Annotated in this window: 19 protein-coding genes; 10 read left to right on the forward strand and 9 right to left on the reverse strand. The window is 43.5% G+C overall.

All coding sequences use genetic code 11. From position 1 onward, the window contains the following. The first annotated feature begins 38 nt into the window (after nucleotides 1-38). The 7 genes from KDM92_RS02060 (at nucleotide 39) to KDM92_RS02090 (ending at nucleotide 5067) form a co-directional block, all read left to right on the forward strand. Complete coding sequence (locus KDM92_RS02060) at nucleotides 39-593, forward strand: RDD family protein (RefSeq protein WP_212682786.1); 555 nt, start codon at nucleotides 39-41, stop codon at nucleotides 591-593. Nucleotides 594-706: 113 nt separating this feature from the next. Beyond that, a complete protein-coding gene (locus tag KDM92_RS02065) occupies nucleotides 707-1381 on the forward strand; it encodes a TetR/AcrR family transcriptional regulator (protein WP_189344252.1) in 675 nt (224 codons plus the stop codon). A gap of 5 nt (nucleotides 1382-1386) precedes the next feature. Beyond that, nucleotides 1387-1959, forward strand: coding sequence for an LOG family protein (locus tag KDM92_RS02070; RefSeq protein ID WP_189344253.1), 573 nt, complete (start codon nucleotides 1387-1389; stop codon nucleotides 1957-1959). Nucleotides 1960-2134: 175 nt separating this feature from the next. Beyond that, nucleotides 2135-2344 (forward strand): DUF3460 family protein, encoded by a 210-nt coding sequence (locus tag KDM92_RS02075; protein ID WP_212682787.1) that lies wholly within the window; start codon nucleotides 2135-2137, stop codon nucleotides 2342-2344. A gap of 56 nt (nucleotides 2345-2400) precedes the next feature. Next, entirely contained in the window at nucleotides 2401-3255 is an 855-nt protein-coding gene (locus tag KDM92_RS02080) for a segregation and condensation protein A (protein WP_212682788.1), read from the forward strand. Between the two features lie 40 nt (nucleotides 3256-3295). Next, nucleotides 3296-4135 carry a pantoate--beta-alanine ligase gene (gene panC / locus KDM92_RS02085; RefSeq protein ID WP_189344256.1) on the forward strand — a complete coding sequence of 280 codons (840 nt, stop codon included), beginning with the start codon at nucleotides 3296-3298 and terminating at the stop codon, nucleotides 4133-4135. A 20-nt stretch (nucleotides 4136-4155) separates the two neighbouring features. Continuing rightward, the gene (locus KDM92_RS02090; protein ID WP_212682789.1) at nucleotides 4156-5067 is read left to right on the forward strand and encodes a cobalamin-binding protein; all 912 of its coding nucleotides are present in this window, start codon (nucleotides 4156-4158) and stop codon (nucleotides 5065-5067) included. 114 nt (nucleotides 5068-5181) lie between these two features. Here the strand turns inward: KDM92_RS02090 and KDM92_RS02095 are convergent, their stop codons facing one another. Next, nucleotides 5182-5712, reverse strand: a complete 531-nt coding sequence (locus KDM92_RS02095) for an FKBP-type peptidyl-prolyl cis-trans isomerase (protein ID WP_212682790.1) — start codon at nucleotides 5710-5712, stop codon at nucleotides 5182-5184. 114 nt (nucleotides 5713-5826) lie between these two features. Here KDM92_RS02095 and KDM92_RS02100 point away from each other — a divergent pair, with 114 nt between their 5' ends. Together KDM92_RS02100 and KDM92_RS02105 are read left to right on the forward strand one after the other, a co-directional pair. Beyond that, the gene (locus KDM92_RS02100) at nucleotides 5827-6966 is read left to right on the forward strand and encodes a cupin domain-containing protein (RefSeq protein ID WP_212682791.1); all 1140 of its coding nucleotides are present in this window, start codon (nucleotides 5827-5829) and stop codon (nucleotides 6964-6966) included. A gap of 302 nt (nucleotides 6967-7268) precedes the next feature. Continuing rightward, on the forward strand, nucleotides 7269-7508 hold the full coding sequence (locus KDM92_RS02105) for a hypothetical protein (RefSeq protein WP_189344260.1): 240 nt from the start codon (nucleotides 7269-7271) through the stop codon (nucleotides 7506-7508). A gap of 154 nt (nucleotides 7509-7662) precedes the next feature. On the opposite strand, the gene bamC is transcribed toward KDM92_RS02105, so the two are convergent. The 8 genes from bamC to KDM92_RS02145 all read right to left on the reverse strand — a co-directional run bounded on the left by bamC (nucleotide 7663) and on the right by KDM92_RS02145 (nucleotide 14946). Beyond that, nucleotides 7663-8865 carry an outer membrane protein assembly factor BamC gene (gene bamC, locus KDM92_RS02110; RefSeq protein WP_212682792.1) on the reverse strand — a complete coding sequence of 401 codons (1203 nt, stop codon included), beginning with the start codon at nucleotides 8863-8865 and terminating at the stop codon, nucleotides 7663-7665. A gap of 111 nt (nucleotides 8866-8976) precedes the next feature. After that, nucleotides 8977-9852, reverse strand: coding sequence for a 4-hydroxy-tetrahydrodipicolinate synthase (dapA, locus tag KDM92_RS02115; RefSeq protein WP_212682991.1), 876 nt, complete (start codon nucleotides 9850-9852; stop codon nucleotides 8977-8979). A gap of 184 nt (nucleotides 9853-10036) precedes the next feature. Next, nucleotides 10037-10588: a class I SAM-dependent methyltransferase gene (locus tag KDM92_RS02120; RefSeq protein WP_212682793.1), complete on the reverse strand. Its 552-nt coding sequence runs from the start codon at nucleotides 10586-10588 to the stop codon at nucleotides 10037-10039. Continuing rightward, nucleotides 10588-11247, reverse strand: coding sequence for a site-2 protease family protein (locus KDM92_RS02125; protein ID WP_212682794.1), 660 nt, complete (start codon nucleotides 11245-11247; stop codon nucleotides 10588-10590). The genes KDM92_RS02120 and KDM92_RS02125 overlap by 1 nt, the downstream gene beginning before the upstream one ends. Before the next feature lie 172 nt (nucleotides 11248-11419). After that, the gene (locus KDM92_RS02130) at nucleotides 11420-12043 is read right to left on the reverse strand and encodes an L-threonylcarbamoyladenylate synthase (RefSeq protein ID WP_189344264.1); all 624 of its coding nucleotides are present in this window, start codon (nucleotides 12041-12043) and stop codon (nucleotides 11420-11422) included. A 56-nt stretch (nucleotides 12044-12099) separates the two neighbouring features. Next, complete coding sequence (htpX, locus tag KDM92_RS02135; protein ID WP_189344265.1) at nucleotides 12100-12975, reverse strand: protease HtpX; 876 nt, start codon at nucleotides 12973-12975, stop codon at nucleotides 12100-12102. Between the two features lie 101 nt (nucleotides 12976-13076). Beyond that, entirely contained in the window at nucleotides 13077-13949 is an 873-nt protein-coding gene (locus KDM92_RS02140) for a 3',5'-nucleoside bisphosphate phosphatase (protein ID WP_212682795.1), read from the reverse strand. A gap of 70 nt (nucleotides 13950-14019) precedes the next feature. Continuing rightward, nucleotides 14020-14946, reverse strand: a complete 927-nt coding sequence (locus KDM92_RS02145) for an NAD-dependent epimerase/dehydratase family protein (protein WP_212682796.1) — start codon at nucleotides 14944-14946, stop codon at nucleotides 14020-14022. A 36-nt stretch (nucleotides 14947-14982) separates the two neighbouring features. Between KDM92_RS02145 and KDM92_RS02150 the strand changes: the two genes are divergently transcribed. Then, the gene (locus tag KDM92_RS02150) at nucleotides 14983-16011 is read left to right on the forward strand and encodes a CDP-6-deoxy-delta-3,4-glucoseen reductase (protein WP_212682797.1); all 1029 of its coding nucleotides are present in this window, start codon (nucleotides 14983-14985) and stop codon (nucleotides 16009-16011) included. Nucleotides 16012-16149: the final 138 nt, after the last annotated feature.

Here is a 16149-nt window from a genome sequence, read left to right on the forward strand (position 1 = left end):
CGGTCAATACAGAGAACCATCGACTAAGTTAGTTATTCATGAATCATTCGCCTACAAGTAGAAATACCCAAACAGCACAAATCAACAGCACACCAAGTTTAAAACGCCGCCTAGTATGTATGATCATATACGAGGCAGCGTTGGTATTTGGTGTGATTTTTTTTGCCAGTTTTATCTTTGATGTAACAACACAAAGCAAGAGTGCTTTAAGCCTGAGACTTGCGAGAGAAGTATTTCTATTTTTTGTGATTGGTTCTTATTTTGTGTTTTTTTGGCGTCGTGGCGGTCAGACGCTCGCCATGCAAACTTGGCGTATCAAATTAGTCAACGATGACTTTTCTCGCATCCCATTGACCAAAGCAATCGTGCGATATTGCTTAGCTTGGCTGTGGTTCTTACCTGGACTTGTTGTTGCCTATCAACTTAACTTAAAAAATGCACAATTAGCGATTCCCGTCGTGATCGGCTTTTGCTGCTGGGCGGCGACCGCTCTATTCACTAAGGATGGACAGTTTTTGCATGACAAACTGGCAAAAACACGCTTGATTGAAATCCCAAAACCAGAAAAAAAACTTGAATCAGATCAAATTTGATTTTGCTTAATTGCTTTTCTACGCCAGTAAATTTGGGGTAATGCTTGATTCAATGATATTCTATTGCCAAATGATCGCTGCTTGCGATTAGACAAGATCAATAGGCATTCGACATGCAAAACAAAACACCAAGACGAACGCGAGACCGTATTTTAGATTTATCACTAAAGTTATTTAATGACTTTGGCGAACCTAATATCACAACTACAATTATTGCCGAGGAGATGAGTATATCTCCAGGTAATCTTTATTATCACTTCAGAAACAAAGAAGACATTGTAAATTCTTTATTCGTGCAATTTGAAGAAGAAATTAATAAAAAGCTGGCCTTTCCAGAAGGCCGAAAAGCCAATATTCAAGACATTTGGATCTATCTTCACCTCACCTTTGAATTAATTTGGCGCTATCGCTTTTTCTATCGCGACCTCAACGACTTACTGACACGCAATAGAAAGCTTGAGCTCACCTTTAAGCAAATTCTAAATCACAAAATCAAAGTCGCGACGGAACTCTGCTTGGGTTTGCGTGCCGATGGCGAATTTGAGGCAGACGATATTACCGTGGATGCATTAGCGACAAATATGGTCGTGGTCGCAACTTACTGGCTATCCTATGAATACGTTCGTAATCCGCGCAAGTATACGGAATTACAAACAATGTCAGAATCATTGGCGCGCGGCTGCTATCAAGTTATCGTGCAAATCAGCCCATATTTGCGGGGCAACACGAAAGAAGTTTTTGAAAAGCTGTCACAAGATTATTTACTCAAAATTAAGCGTGAAGCCTAATTCATATGAAATCAGTTTGCGTCTACTGTGGCTCAGCGAGTGGAAATTCGCCCGCATTTCAACAAGCAGCCCTATCTCTCGCTAAGCAACTTGTTGCGAAAAATTTAGAATTAGTCTATGGCGGTGGCGATGTCGGGCTAATGAAAGTCATCGCTGACGAAGTAATGCGACTTGGCGGTCATGTGACCGGCGTTATTCCACAAGCTTTATTGGACCGAGAAGTTGGCCATACTCAGCTGAATAAACTCCATGTTGTTGCCAACATGCACGAACGGAAAGCCATGATGGCGCAGCTTTCGGATGGATTTATCGCACTTCCCGGTGGAATAGGTACGCTAGAAGAATTATTTGAGATGTTCACTTGGCTGCAACTTGGTTTTCATCACAAGCCTTTAGGTTTGCTAAATGCTGATGGGTTTTATGACCACCTTCTACAATTTCTGGAGCATGCAGTTTTTTCTGGCTTTTTGAAACCTGAACACAACGCATTACTCATTAAAGAAACAGATCCTTCACTACTACTCAATCGCATGCAGCATTTTAAAGACGCAATCAACGCAAAATCAACGCTTGGCTAATCTGTTGGGTGGCTAATTCGTCAAACTCAATTACGATTCCAACATTTCCAATGAATATGTACTCTAATCAAGGGTAAATTTGCGATTACAAGGTAAAATACGAAAATTGCGCTGAATATACCAAAACAAAGCAATTTGAAGTGCGTCACTACCATTTTCTTTCGATTGAAATCCCATGAAATTCTCTAAACATTTTTCTCTTTATCAATCCGAAGCCACACAGTTTATCAATGGCTTAAAAGAAGCAAATCCACACTTAGAGCAAGGGCAGCGCGATGGTCGCGCCTTATTGTGGGACAAAGCTCCAGTTGATTTAGATAATCAACGACGCATCGCGGAAGCTCGCGTCAAACAGCAAGCTTATGTTTATCAAAACAAAAACTAAGCAAAATTGAAGCTGACAAATCACTTTTAATCGCTCAGCTTCAATTCCTCAGACGCATGTCTACACAAAGTCTACCAGCGACAGAACTCCCAATTATTGGCGCAAACGACAGCACACCAGATGTTGTTGATGGTTTGGCGTTTGCCAAATTGTATGGCGAACCACTGTTTAAACTGCCAAACGACTTATATATACCACCGGATGCACTAGAAATATTTTTAGAAGCATTTGAAGGTCCGTTAGATTTGCTGCTTTACTTGATACGCAAACAGAATTTCAACATTCTAGACATTCCGATGGCGCAGGTAACACAGCAATACCTGCAATACGTCGATCAAATCCGCAAACACAATCTCGAACTGGCTGCAGAATATCTATTGATGGCAGCCATGCTGATAGAGATTAAGTCTCGCATGTTAGTGCCAAGCAATAAGACGCAAGACGGCGAAGAAGCTGACGATCCTCGTGCTGCATTAGTACGCCGATTGCTCGAATATGAGCAAATGAAGTTAGCAGCGTACGATTTGAATGCACTCCCGCAACTTGGTCGCGACTTTCTGCACGCACAAGTCTACATTGAGCAAAACACCGTCTTACACTGGCCCGAAGTTCGCGTTTCAGATCTTCAACAAGCTTGGGCAGAAGTTCTCGGTCGAGCAAAACTAGTCGCGCATCACAAGATCAGCCGCGAAGAATTATCGGTTCGCGAGCACATGAGTAGTATTCTAAGGCGCTTACAATCAAGTAAATTCGTTGAATTTGCTGAGTTATTTGACCCTAGTCGTGGTGCACCTGTGGTGGTGGTTAATTTCGTCGCTTTACTCGAACTCGCTAAAGAAACACTGATTGAAATTACGCAAGCCGAGGCTTATGCCCCAATCTATGTAAGGCTTGCATACGCACCTGCGTAAGCCGCCCCCATGAAACAACCCAATTTTCCAAACTCCAAAAATGAAAATAATCTCCTCCATTGAAGAATTGCGCGATCAATTACGTGGTCAATTACGAACGGCGTTTGTTCCAACAATGGGCAATCTGCACGAAGGTCATTTATCGCTCATGCGTCTAGCGCGTCGCCACGGCGATCCAGTAGTGGCGTCCATTTTTGTTAATCGATTGCAGTTTGGTCCGAATGAAGATTTCGATAAATATCCAAGAACTTTTCAAGCGGATGTAGAGAAGCTAGAAAAAGAAGGCGTGTATGTCTTGTTCGCGCCAACCGAGAAAGATCTCTATCCTGAACCTCAAGAATATCGTGTTCAACCACCAAATGATTTGGGCGATATACTTGAAGGTGAATTTAGGCCAGGATTTTTTAATGGCGTCAGCACAGTCGTACTCAAGCTATTTTCTTGCGTACAGCCACGAGTTGCCGTTTTTGGCAAGAAAGACTATCAACAATTAATGATTATCCGCAACATGGCAAAACAATTTGCCTTACCGACGGAAATCATCGCTGCGGAGACTTGGAGAGCAGAAGATGGCTTAGCCCTCTCCTCTCGAAATGGCTATTTATCAGAAACTGAACGTGCAGAAGCCCCGATGCTTTATCAGATTCTGAACCAGGTGGCGAATGAAGTAAGAGGCGGTAATCTGAATTTATCTAACATCGAACAACAAGCGATGCAGGAACTCTCAAAACGCCAGTGGAAGCCCGACTACGTTGCGATTCGTAAGCGCGTTGATCTGCAAGCACCAAGCGCTGCAGATTTAGAAAATCAAGAAGCGCTGGTTGTCTTGAGTGCAGCGAAACTTGGTAACACACGCCTCATCGATAATTTGGAAATCTAACTCCACTCAACGCTAACGCTATGCATCAACTTCACTCCCTATTTTGGCATTTGCTCAGCTTGATTTCCTTGTCTAGCCTTGCCTACTTGACTTGCTTGCCAGCACAAGCGCAAATTACAGTAAAAGATGACGCTCAAAGAAAAGTTAGCATAGAGAAACCTGCTACACGCATTATTAGTCTTGCTCCACATGTGACGGAACTTGTATTTGCTGCGGGCGCTGGCCAGTATTTAGTCGGCGTTAGTGAATATAGTGACTATCCCGAACAAGCTAAACACATTCAATCCATAGGAAATATTTTCGCACTTGATTTAGAGAGGCTGCTCGCACTCAAACCAGATTTGGTGATTATTTGGGGAACTGGCAATGCAAAACAACTAGCAAATAAATTGCGAGACAATAAAATTACAGTGTATGAGAGTGAGCCACGTAATTACGAAGACATAGCCAACTCAATCGAAAAAATCGCACAATTAAGCAAGACTGAAAAAATTGGATTTGATAATGCGAAACAGTTTCGTGTTCGTCTAGAGCGTTTGCGCAACACCTATCAGCTAAAAAACAATGAAAAACCAATCACAGTTTTTCATCAAATGGTGAAGAGTCCGCTGATGACGACGAATCGAGAACACTTCATCTCAAAGATGATTGAATTGTGTGGAGGCAAGAATGTTTTTGCAGATTTAAAGGAAATCAGTGCAAGCATTAGTTTAGAAGCATTGCTTGCTGCTAATCCTGAGTTCATTTTTAGTAGCGGTCAAGACAATTCAAAACTACTTCAAGATTGGAAAAGTTTTCCCAATCTAACGGCTGTCAAAAAACAAAATTTATTCAGCATTCCTGGAGATTGGCTGCATCGCTCTGGTCCGCGCGTCCTTGATGCGACCGAACTGCTTTGCAAAAACATCAGTGAAGCAAAAAAGAAAATCTGAGATTTTTTCAATCTCAGATCATACATACTTAATGTATAGCCTCGGTATAAGCCTCATTATTCGACGATTATCCTAATCAGACTAAAGTCGCCCTAAACCAGTCGACTTTTATGATTAGTGCAATGGATAACTGCGATACTCGCCATCTTCGTCTTCGTCATCATGATGATGACCATGCGCACCGTGGACATGACCGTGCGCTATTTCTTCAGTCGTCGCCTCGCGTACTTCAGTCACATGCAAAGTAAATCGCAGCGCAATTCCTGCTAATGGATGATTGCCATCTAAAACAACTTTATCTTCAGCAATTTCAGTCACTGTAAAAATCAAACTTTCTCCGTCCTGGTCATCATCTGGCGTGCCCTCAAATTGCATCCCCACTTCAATCGGCGATGGTAAGCGACTACGGTCTTCGATCTTCACCAAGTCAGCGTCATATTCACCAAATGCGTCTTCTGGCTCAACTTGAATCGTCTCATTAAAGCCAACTGACTGACCATCCAAGGCTTCTTCAATCTTTGGCAAAGTGTTTTCGTAGCCACCGTGAAGGTATACCATTGGTTCTTGCCCCTGCTCAATCAGATTTCCAAGCGTATCAGACAAGCTGTACTCGACAGTTACCACAGTATTTTTGGCAATTTTCATACTATTTCCTTAAAATTTTCAGTTCTTTTGTAATACATCACGCATTATACCTTCCTCAAGTGACGTCGATGATTTATCCTGCCAGAACTTTTCACACCCGATTGACTTTGCAAAATGAAAAAAAACACGACCGCGCTCACTTTATTAGGTGGAATTACACCTGAAGAATTCTTCGCTACCTATTGGCAAAAAAAACCACTGCTCATTCGTCAAGCAATTCCTAACTTTAAAGCCCTTTTTAGCCCTGAAGAACTGTTTGAAATGGCGGGTCGCGACGACGTCGAATCGCGCCTGATTTGCTTTTTCAATCAACACTGGGAAATGAAAAATGGCCCAATCGAGAAGATCCCCGTTAGGGAGAAGAAGGACTGGACGCTGTTGATTCAAGGCGTCAATCTTCACCAAGCCAAAGCAGATGAATTACTCCGCCAGTTTAGATTTGCACCTGATGCAAGGCTGGATGATTTAATGATCAGTTACGCACGTGAAGGTGGTGGTGTTGGTCCACATTTTGATTCTTATGATGTTTTCTTGCTGCAAGCACATGGCCAGCGCCGCTGGCAGATCAGTGCACAAAAAGATCTAAGCTTGATCGAAGGAATGCCGCTGAAAATACTGCGCAATTTCAAACCAGAGCAGGAATACATATTAGAACCTGGCGACATGCTGTACTTACCACCACACTACGCCCATGATGGTGTAGCTCTTGGTGAATGTATGACGTATTCAATTGGTTTCAAATCACCTTCGTTTCAAGAACTAGGTGAAGGCTTTTTGCAGTTCATGGCAGACACGATTGATCTACCTGGCAGGTATGCCGACCCTGAACTCGAAGCGAGCAAAAATCCAGCGGAATTGGGCACAGCGATGATAGAAAAAATATGCGCCGAACTTGAGAAAATAAAGTTAGGCAAAGAAGACATGACTATCTTCTTGGGTGAATATTTGACTGAACCTAAAGCCAGTGTTTTTTTCGACTCACCTGAGAAACCATTCTCGCCACAAAAATTTACTACCGCGGCGCTCAAGCATGGTGTCAAGCTTGCGCTAAAAACACAAATGCTATATCAAGCAAAACATGTATTTATCAATGGCGAATCTTTTAGTGTCGGAAAGAGTGACAAACAAATCCTTAGCTTGTTAGCCAACCAGCGCTTCCTCAGTTCAGAAGAGATTGCAAAAGCTTCAGACGATGTGCTCGAAGCCTTTTGTATTTGGTATGAAGATGGCTGGTTACAGCTTTCCAAAAAGTAAAAATTTGTGACAAACAAGGTGTGGATTTGCTCGCTTTTGTACCTTTTTGATCGACTTACAACATGGAATGTCAGTATTCAAGTAAAAATGCATAAATAAGCTGACTTTTTTAGAAAAAAGCGCAATCAAGTATATTCGATTGACAGAAAATTCATTATAATTCGCGGTTAGGAAAGTTTCGAAGGACATGTAAAATCTACTTGATTTTTATGCCGACGACTTAACCTATTGAGCGATAATTACCGGTAATTATTCATCGCAAGTTTGTTGTTTTTTTAGATCTATTTTTTGAAAGTAAAAACATGAAAAAATCACTTTTGCTCGTTTCTATGTTGGCAGTAGCTTTGGTAGCATGCAACAAACCAGCTGAAACTCCAGCTTCTACTCCAGCTGTTGAAGCAGCTCCAGCATCTGCACCAGCATCTGCACCAGCAGCTGAAGCAGCTCCAGCATCTGCACCAGCAGCTGACGCAGCAGCATCTGCAGCGTCTCCAGCAGCTGAAGCAGCTCCAGCAGCAGCTTCTGCAGCAGCATCTAAGTAATTTATTACTTTTAGAAAAAAGCCGGTCTTTGACCGGCTTTTTTTAAGTCTATCGATTTGTAAATAACTGGTTTTAGCAATAACTCGTCAGATAGCTCGCAAGTACGAAATAATCGACATAAAAAAAGCGAATTTCAAAATCCGCTTTCTATTACTTATTTCAACTGTTCATTAAGAACTTTTAAAATCTTATTCGCCACTGGTGTCGCTGAAACCTTGCCATCTTCGCCGTGAACTGTAACGCGACTAACCTCACCTGCATCACGCACTAAGATTCGATATTTTTCACCATCTTTGGCGGCATCGCTAGAACCCCAAGAGAATAATTTTGCAAAGAAGCCTTCACTCGCACCTTTGGTTTTCGCATCAATATCTTGATCGATATAGCGCACAAAATAGATTCCTTTGGAGCGATCACGATCTTCAATCGTAAAGCCAATGCGATCAAGTGCTAAGCCAACTCGACGCCATGAGCGATCAAATCCTTCGTCAGTCTCTAAGTAACTTAAATCATTGAGACTCAGCAATTTAGAACGTGGCGCATCCGTACTAGCTGGCGCTTTATCCGTCGGCGCTGCGGCGGCTGCAACCACTGCTTTCGCCTTCACTTCATCCGCGCCTAAACGAAGCATTAAACGTGATAAGAACTCTGCTTCTAATCCAGCATCATTAGCACGAGAAGTCCAAGCAGTATTACTCTTATCGCTACCAGTCAAAACCTCTTGGGCGCCGCGATGACTGACGTAAATCTCGACTTCGCCATTTGGACTACGTTCAACACGGGTACGGAACTTGTCACGTTCACCAGTCGAATATAAACCATCGAATACCTTACCAATAGTTGAACGAATTAAATCTTGTGGAATTTTTCCACGATTTTCAGCCCAATCAGTTTCCATCACACCAGTGGCTTCATTCTCGACATTAATCAAGAAACCTTGCTCTTGCCAAAAATCTTTCAACTGCGGCCATAACAATTCCGGCGTTTGCTTCACAACCAAATAACGTTGTGTGCCGTTGCGTTCAATACGCATATCTTTCAATTGATTCGGAGCGACTACACCATTAGCTGTGGCAACCGCGCCGCCGGCACGTTTGGCTGCATAAGCCGATGCAGTTGCACTACCCTGGTCAGCATCAGGGATCGAAAAACGGCTATCGCGACGAATTTGTGTCAAATCCGGTGGAACTTCCAAAGAAGTCGTCTTTGCCTTACTCGCGCTCTTATAATCAATACGATTTGACTCAGCAATACTTCCAACAAAACTACAACCAGTAGAAATACTTGCAACTCCAATTACACCAGCCAATGCTAAAGCACGAACCATTTTTTTATTAGCAACAACGCTTTTTGCCATGTGAAAATCCCTACGAATTGTAATCAGTTAAATATGCATGAAAACACGATTGCTGGCGTAAAACTGGGCATTCCAGAACACAATAAACCATGCATTCGTCTGATGTTCTAATTAAAGCACACCAGCTTCACGTAAAGCGGAACGAACAATATCATGATATTGCGTAGAAAGGCTAACCAATGGCAAACGAATTCCCTTAGGAATCAATCCCATTTCAGCCAAGGCCCATTTGACAGGGACTGGATTTGGCTCCACAAATAATTTCGCATGTAGCGGAATTAAGCGATTATTTATCTCAACGGCCTTTGCAATCTCGCCATTCATTGCTGCCGCACATAATTCATGCATTGCACGTGGTGCGACGTTTGCAGTGACTGAGATATTCCCTTTACCACCGCAAAACATCAAGGTCATCGCGGTAGGATCATCACCGGAATACACCGCGAATGATTTCGGCAGCAAGCGCAACAACTCTAAATCACGTGCAATATTGCCGCTCGCCTCTTTGATACCAACGATGCCTGGCAATTGAGCTAAACGTACAAGCGTTTCATTGGACATATCAGCAACTGTACGACCTGGAACGTTATACAAAATAATCGGAATATCAACGGACTCAGAAATTTTCTTGAAGTGTTGATACATACCTTCTTGCGTCGGACGATTATAGTAAGGCACGACTTGCAAAGAAGCATCCGCACCAGCCTCTTTCGCAAATTTCGTCAAAGCAATCGCTTCTACTGTTGAATTTCCGCCGGAACCAGCAATAATCGGAACGCGTTTGTTGGTGTGTTCGACTGCGATACGAATCAACTCACAATGCTCTTCCACACTTACTGTCGGAGACTCGCCTGTTGTTCCTACTATAACAATGCCGTCAGTCCCTTCAGCAATATGCCAATCAATCAGCTTACGCAAGCTTGGAATATCGAGACTACCATCGTCATGCATTGGGGTCACAATCGCGACCAAACTTCCTTGTATCATTGTCATCTTAGCACGTGGAAAAAGTAAAGCCACTATTGTAGCGGATCGTTACCTGCTATGGGAGAGAATCGAAGATAGATTCAAGCACAATCAATGAACAAAATCGATTCGCAAATAAAAACTAGCTCAATCAAATGGCAAAGTATTAGAAATCAAAAAAAACTACGCGTCACTACAATCTTACTCACTCTTGGCTGCGTAATTTACGTACACAAATTCTTTGAACGATGGCTGGTGATGGCTGGTTGACAAAACCATGTTCAAAACCAAGACATTGCTGGCGTCCACTTTGCTGCTGAGTGAAGACAAAATGATTTAACAACTCCTTTTCAGCAAGCAGAAAATCGGGATTACGCGGGCGACCAAATTGTTCGTTGCCAACGGCAAAGGTTTCGTAAATTAGCAGACCATGATGCATAATAGATTCGAGTAATTTAGGCATTAAAGGACGATGCAAATAATTCGTCACCACGATAGCCGCAAATTGATGGTCTTCAAATGGCCAAACAAAATCTGCCGACTCCAAATCAAGTTCAAAGCAGCGAATACCCAAAGGCCTTAACGTATCCAGCAAATCAGCGCGTTGATCAACTGCCCAAACCTCGTAACCAGCTTCCTTCAAAAGACGTGAATGACGCCCACTACCACAGGCAAGATCCAGAACAGGTCCGGTTGCGCGCGGAATTTCCGTCATATATCGCAACACCCAATCAGATGGCTGGCTAGCAGGCGACATCACGACAATAACAAAACGAAAGGCGTTAAGAACAATTGCAACAGCCATTGGGCGGCCGACATGAGCGGGTACATCCAAACATGCAGCACCTTCAAAAAGACTAGCGCCAACACAATAAAAAATCCGTATTGTTCAATTTTTGCAAATTGATATGCCTGACGATTGGGCAAGAGACTCACCACAATTCGACCACCATCCAAAGGAGGAATTGGGAACAAGTTAAACGCAAACATCACTAAATTCGTCATTAATCCAGCTTGCGCCATGCGATAAAAAAACTCCTGCTCAACTTGCAAACTAACAAGGAGTAAGGCTAAAACCATCCAGAGAAATGCCATCACAAAATTAGCAGCAGGTCCTGCTAGTGCTACCCATGCCATATCGCGCTTGGGCTTACGCAAGGCTCCAAAGTTCACGGGAACTGGTTTGGCATAGCCGAAAATAAATTCACCGTTAGTGCTAAAGTAAAGCAACAAAGGAATAATGATGGTTCCGAATACATCAATATGCATCACAGGATTAAGACTCATCCTTCCCTGACTGTATGCTGTCAAATCACCAAAGTATTTTGCTGCAAACGCATGTGCAGCCTCGTGCAAGGTGATTGCCAAAATAACGGGTATTGCATAAACAGCGACGGTTTGAATCAAGGCATCCATAAATTCCTTTGTTATAGGCTTAGGCTATTAGCTTAAGCTTTCTGCTTGTGATATCAGTTTCAAAAATCGGCTTGAGATATCTGCTTAAATGTCGAATTAAGAATTATTAAGAATCATTAAGAATTAAGGCTGATTTGCACCGAGGTTTCTAAGCCTTATCACGACTTCGACACTACAATCCAAACAGCGCAACATCTCCACGGCCTAAACGAATTAATTCAGGCGCTTCGTGTGTCATATCGATCACGGTCGTTGGTGACAAACTACAAGCACCGCCGTCGATAACTAAATCAATTTGTTTTTCCAAACGTTCACGCACTAATTCCGCATCGGTTAATGGCTCTTCATCGTTTGGAAGAATTAAAGTTGTACCAAGCAATGGCTGCTGCAGCTCATCCAATAAAGCATGCGTAATTGCGTTCTCAGGAACGCGCAAACCAATGGTCTTGCGAGATGGATGACTCAGACGTCGAGGCACTTCTTTTGTCGCTTCTAAAATAAAAGTAAACGGTCCAGGGGTTGCCGCTTTTAACATACGGAACTGACGATTATCGACCTTGGCGTATTGCGCGATTTCTGACAAATCGCGGCACAATAGCGTCAAATGATGTTTATCATCAACGCCACGAATTCGACGTAAGCGCATGACTGCGTCTTTATCGTCAAGGTGACAAACCAAGGCATAGCAAGAATCGGTTGGTAAAGCAACGATGCCGCCTTGATGGATGATTTGCGCTGCTTGTTTAATCAGCCTAAGCTGCGGATTATCTGGATGTATTTGAAAAAATTGACTCATAAAACGACTTATAGAAATAGACAACGGAGGCTTAGCCTCCGTTGATCATCATTTGATTATTTTAGTTGTTGTAGTGCCGCTATACGTTGCGCCATCGGTGGATGTGTAGAAAATAACTCACCCCAACCCGGTTTATCACTAATACCCGAAGCTGCCATTGATTGCGGCAACTCGCCAGGAGCCATGCCACCCAATCTCGCCAAGGCATTAATCATTGGTTGACGGTCGCCCAACAATCTCGCAGCTCCTGCATCTGCACGGAATTCTCGTTGACGCGAGAACCAAGCAACGATCAAGGACGCACCGATTCCAAAGAGAATTTGGAATACAAATGAAGCGATATGAAAACCAATGCCGGGCGTATGATTTTCATCATTTTTAGACAAGAAACTATCCACGGCGTAAGCAGCGATTCTCGACAGGAACACCACAAAAGTATTCACCACACCTTGAATCAAAGTCATAGTAACCATATCACCATTAGCGATGTGCGCAACTTCATGGCCCAATACCGCTTCAACCTCTTCCTTGGTCATGCTTTCCAACAAACCAGTGGAAACTGCTACCAAAGCAGAATTTTTGAATGCGCCAGTAGCAAACGCGTTTGGTTCACCGTTATAAACGGCCACCTCAGGCATACCAATACCTGCACGCTCAGACAAGGTCTTCACTGTATTGACCAACCAAAATTCAGTCGATGATGATGGGTTATCGATTACTCGTGCGCCTGTAGACCATTTTGCCATCGGCTTACTGATCAATAACGAAAAAATTGCACCAGTAAAACCAACTACCAACGAGAACACAGCAAGACTGCCAAGATTTAAACCCTTTGCGGTCAAATAATTATTCACACCAAGCAAAGACAAAATCACCGTCATTACCAGCATGACTGCAATATTGGTTGCTAAAAACAACACGATACGTTTCATAATATTTCTCCAAATTCGAGACCAGCAATCATTTACTCGTGACCTAATATTGTTCTCTTGTCGCCATTTTCAAGAGGTATTTTACCTAGATTAAGAATTAATCACTTTGCCCACGTACGCCAAACGGGAATTAACTCTTTCGATAAATTGGGCAGTTGACCAAGATCGGGGGAATGTTCGTCGGGCGCGTGAAAATCCGATCCACGTGATGCCATAAATCCATAACGCGAAGCAATTTTAGTGTATTCGTCATATTGATCAACAGTATGACTTCCGGTCACAACTTCAATCGCCCCACCACCAAGCGCCTTAAACTCATTAAAAAAGGCATCAAATGCCAATGGGCTTAAATCATAACGCCCTGGGTGCGCGACAACTGCGACGCCGCCCGCGCCCTTTATCCAATTCACGGCTTCGGTCAGATTTGCCCAACGATGCGGCACATAGCCAGGTTTTCCCTCGATCAAATAAGACTTAAAGACGGCAGATACGTCTTCGCACACACCGATTTCAACCAAATAACGGGCGAAATGTGAACGTGAAATCAAATCAGGATTACCCACATACTTCAGCGCTCCCGCATAGCAATTTGAAATTCCAGCTTTCGCTAAGTCAGCAGCCATATCTTCGGCTCGACGCTGGCGTCCAGATCGAGTTTTAATTAATCCTGCCAATAAATCAGGATTATTTTCGTCAATATTTAAACCAACAATATGAATGGTCTTATTTGCCCAAGTAACTGAAATCTCCAAGCCAGTCACAAACTGCATTCCCAAGTCAGTGGCGGCTTCGCGCGCTGCAACAATTCCACCTACTTCATCATGATCGGTTAATGCCCAAACATCAACGCCCTGCGCATGCGCACGCTGCGCCACCTCGGCAGGTGACAAAACCCCGTCGGAAACGGTTGAATGACAATGCAAATCGACATTCAAACTGGCAAATGGATCGGTGTTTATTACTTGGATGCTCATGACAAACCAGAATCTAAATTAGAGAAACTGCATTGTACTCCTGCAGCGCGAGCTTTGCCGCCTTACAAATTCAAGACAGATAAGACGAACTAGAAATTTGTTTCAATGCATCTGCAACTGTCGGAAACAACAAACGTGCGCCCAATTCCAACTTAATCCGCTGATTTTTTAAGCGACGTGACTCAGACATGAATGAAAGTAGCATAGGAGATACTTGCTGCTCTAATTCCTTTCGAGCAAGCCGGGGTGCACGCGCTAGTTGAAAATGGTCTGCCACAAGATCGAAATAATCCGCCATTTTCAAATCACTATCATCAACTGCGTGATAGACACGATTTGGACGTGCTCGAAAAATTGCTAACTTAATCAATAGCGCGAGATCTTCAGCATGAATGTGGTTCGTATAAACATCATCAGCCTCATTTAAAGCCGGTGTCGCTTTACGTAAACGCTCAATTGGCAAGCGATCTGCTGCATAAATCCCCGGAACTCGCAAAATGGACAAGTTTGCCCCGCGCCGTTTTGCCCATGCGCGCAACATGGTCTCAGCCGATACGCGACGCTTTGCTCTTGCATTATTCGGATTTAATGTACGCGTCTCATCAAATTCTGCGCCAATGCAATCGCCATAGACCCCAGTCGTACTAATATAAACAAGGCGTGCCTTCTCAGGTAAAATAGTCAGCAAATTTTGTGTTCTGCCATCAATCGTCCCTTCGCCACGAGGCGGTGCCAGATGCACAATCACATCAGCAAGTCCAGCTAATCGTTTCAATGTATGAGCTTGATCTAAATCGGCAAAAACAGGGATTGCTCCTGCTGCACGCAACTGTGCAAAACGCACTGAACCGACAGCTTGGCTAGTCACAGCAAATATCCGAAAGTGCTCACGCAGATGTGGTAGCAGGCGCATGCCAACATCACCGCAGCCAATAATTAGGCATCGTTGTTTCGCAAATTTATTGCTTCGGCGTTCATTAGAAATACTTGGCTGCATGAGATTTATATTATTCGTTTTAATTTCAGGAATCGTATGACGTTTCAAATAACTATTTCACCAAGCGGTCGTCAATTTCAATGCGACGACGATGAAACCGTATTAACTGCCGCCTTACGAGCGGGGCTCATTTTGCCATACGGCTGTAAAAACGGGGCATGTGGATCATGCAAAGGTAAAGTCAGCGCTGGTCAAGTTGTCCACGGCAACCATCAACAAAAAGCCTTGAGCGATGAAGAAGAAGCACAAGGTGGCGCACTATTCTGCTGCGCCAAACCGCAAACTGACCTTACTATCGAAGCACGTGAAATGTTAGCGGATGACGACTACCCAATCAAAAAACTCCCAAGCCGCATCGCTAAATTAGAAAAGTTATCGGATGACGTGATGCTGATTGAATTGCAATTGCCCGCTGCAGAGAAATTCAATTATCGTGCGGGGCAATATATCGAATTTCTCTTAAAAGATGGCAAACGCCGTAGTTATAGTCTCGCCAATGCGCCGCATGTTGAAGGTCCACTAAGTCTGCACCTACGCCACATGCCAGGCGGCTACTTCACCGATCAAGTTTTTTCTACGCTCAAAGAACGCGACATCATGCGCTTTGAAGGTCCGCAAGGTAGTTTCTATCTGCGAGAGGATTCCGATAAGCCGATGATTTTGCTGGCATCCGGCACTGGGTTTGCACCGATCAAAGCCATCGTTGAGCAGTTAATTCATATCGACTCGAAGCGCGCTGTTCATTTGTACTGGGGAGGTCGTCGACCACAAGATCTGTATATGCACGCGCTATGTGAAGAATGGGCGAACACATTGGAAGGCTTCCAATACACGCCTGTCGTGTCTGATGCGAATGCCGAAGATGATTGGCAAGGTCGCACAGGATTCGTACATCAAGCAGTGTTGGATGACTATGCCAATTTATCGAGCTATCAAGTCTATGCCTGCGGCGCTCCTATCGTGATCGAGTCAGCAAAACGGGATTTTGTTGCGAAATCACATTTGCCTGCGGACGAGTTTTATGCGGACTCATTCACATCGGAAGCAGATTTAGCAAAAAACTAATTTATTTAAAACGATGAAATTATTTTTCATTTTTTTTGATTTATTTCAGGTTTGCATCGTACAAAACCGCAAAAAAACCGTTACACTACGCAAATGAAAAATTTTACCGACATGTCTTCTCCAAATATCGCTCGACGT

Origin of the sequence: Affinundibacterium baiyunense, assembly GCF_018139645.1 — a bacterium.
Taxonomy (GTDB): Bacteria; Pseudomonadota; Gammaproteobacteria; order Burkholderiales; family Burkholderiaceae_D; genus Undibacterium; species Undibacterium baiyunense.

Bases quoted from the DNA above. Each gene is read 5' to 3' on its own strand.
- KDM92_RS02060 (WP_212682786.1), top strand. From the start codon at position 39: ATGAATCATTCGCCTACAAGTAGAAATACCCAAACAGCACAAATCAAC.
- KDM92_RS02065 (WP_189344252.1), top strand. From the start codon at position 707: ATGCAAAACAAAACACCAAGACGAACGCGAGACCGTATTTTAGATTTA.
- KDM92_RS02070 (WP_189344253.1), top strand. From the start codon at position 1,387: ATGAAATCAGTTTGCGTCTACTGTGGCTCAGCGAGTGGAAATTCGCCC.
- KDM92_RS02075 (WP_212682787.1), top strand. From the start codon at position 2,135: ATGAAATTCTCTAAACATTTTTCTCTTTATCAATCCGAAGCCACACAG.
- KDM92_RS02080 (WP_212682788.1), top strand. From the start codon at position 2,401: ATGTCTACACAAAGTCTACCAGCGACAGAACTCCCAATTATTGGCGCA.
- panC (WP_189344256.1), top strand. From the start codon at position 3,296: ATGAAAATAATCTCCTCCATTGAAGAATTGCGCGATCAATTACGTGGT.
- KDM92_RS02090 (WP_212682789.1), top strand. From the start codon at position 4,156: ATGCATCAACTTCACTCCCTATTTTGGCATTTGCTCAGCTTGATTTCC.
- KDM92_RS02095 (WP_212682790.1), bottom strand. From the start codon at position 5,712: ATGAAAATTGCCAAAAATACTGTGGTAACTGTCGAGTACAGCTTGTCT.
- KDM92_RS02100 (WP_212682791.1), top strand. From the start codon at position 5,827: ATGAAAAAAAACACGACCGCGCTCACTTTATTAGGTGGAATTACACCT.
- KDM92_RS02105 (WP_189344260.1), top strand. From the start codon at position 7,269: ATGAAAAAATCACTTTTGCTCGTTTCTATGTTGGCAGTAGCTTTGGTA.
- bamC (WP_212682792.1), bottom strand. From the start codon at position 8,865: ATGGCAAAAAGCGTTGTTGCTAATAAAAAAATGGTTCGTGCTTTAGCA.
- dapA (WP_212682991.1), bottom strand. From the start codon at position 9,852: ATGATACAAGGAAGTTTGGTCGCGATTGTGACCCCAATGCATGACGAT.
- KDM92_RS02120 (WP_212682793.1), bottom strand. From the start codon at position 10,588: ATGTCGCCTGCTAGCCAGCCATCTGATTGGGTGTTGCGATATATGACG.
- KDM92_RS02125 (WP_212682794.1), bottom strand. From the start codon at position 11,247: ATGGATGCCTTGATTCAAACCGTCGCTGTTTATGCAATACCCGTTATT.
- KDM92_RS02130 (WP_189344264.1), bottom strand. From the start codon at position 12,043: ATGAGTCAATTTTTTCAAATACATCCAGATAATCCGCAGCTTAGGCTG.
- htpX (WP_189344265.1), bottom strand. From the start codon at position 12,975: ATGAAACGTATCGTGTTGTTTTTAGCAACCAATATTGCAGTCATGCTG.
- KDM92_RS02140 (WP_212682795.1), bottom strand. From the start codon at position 13,949: ATGAGCATCCAAGTAATAAACACCGATCCATTTGCCAGTTTGAATGTC.
- KDM92_RS02145 (WP_212682796.1), bottom strand. From the start codon at position 14,946: ATGCAGCCAAGTATTTCTAATGAACGCCGAAGCAATAAATTTGCGAAA.
- KDM92_RS02150 (WP_212682797.1), top strand. From the start codon at position 14,983: ATGACGTTTCAAATAACTATTTCACCAAGCGGTCGTCAATTTCAATGC.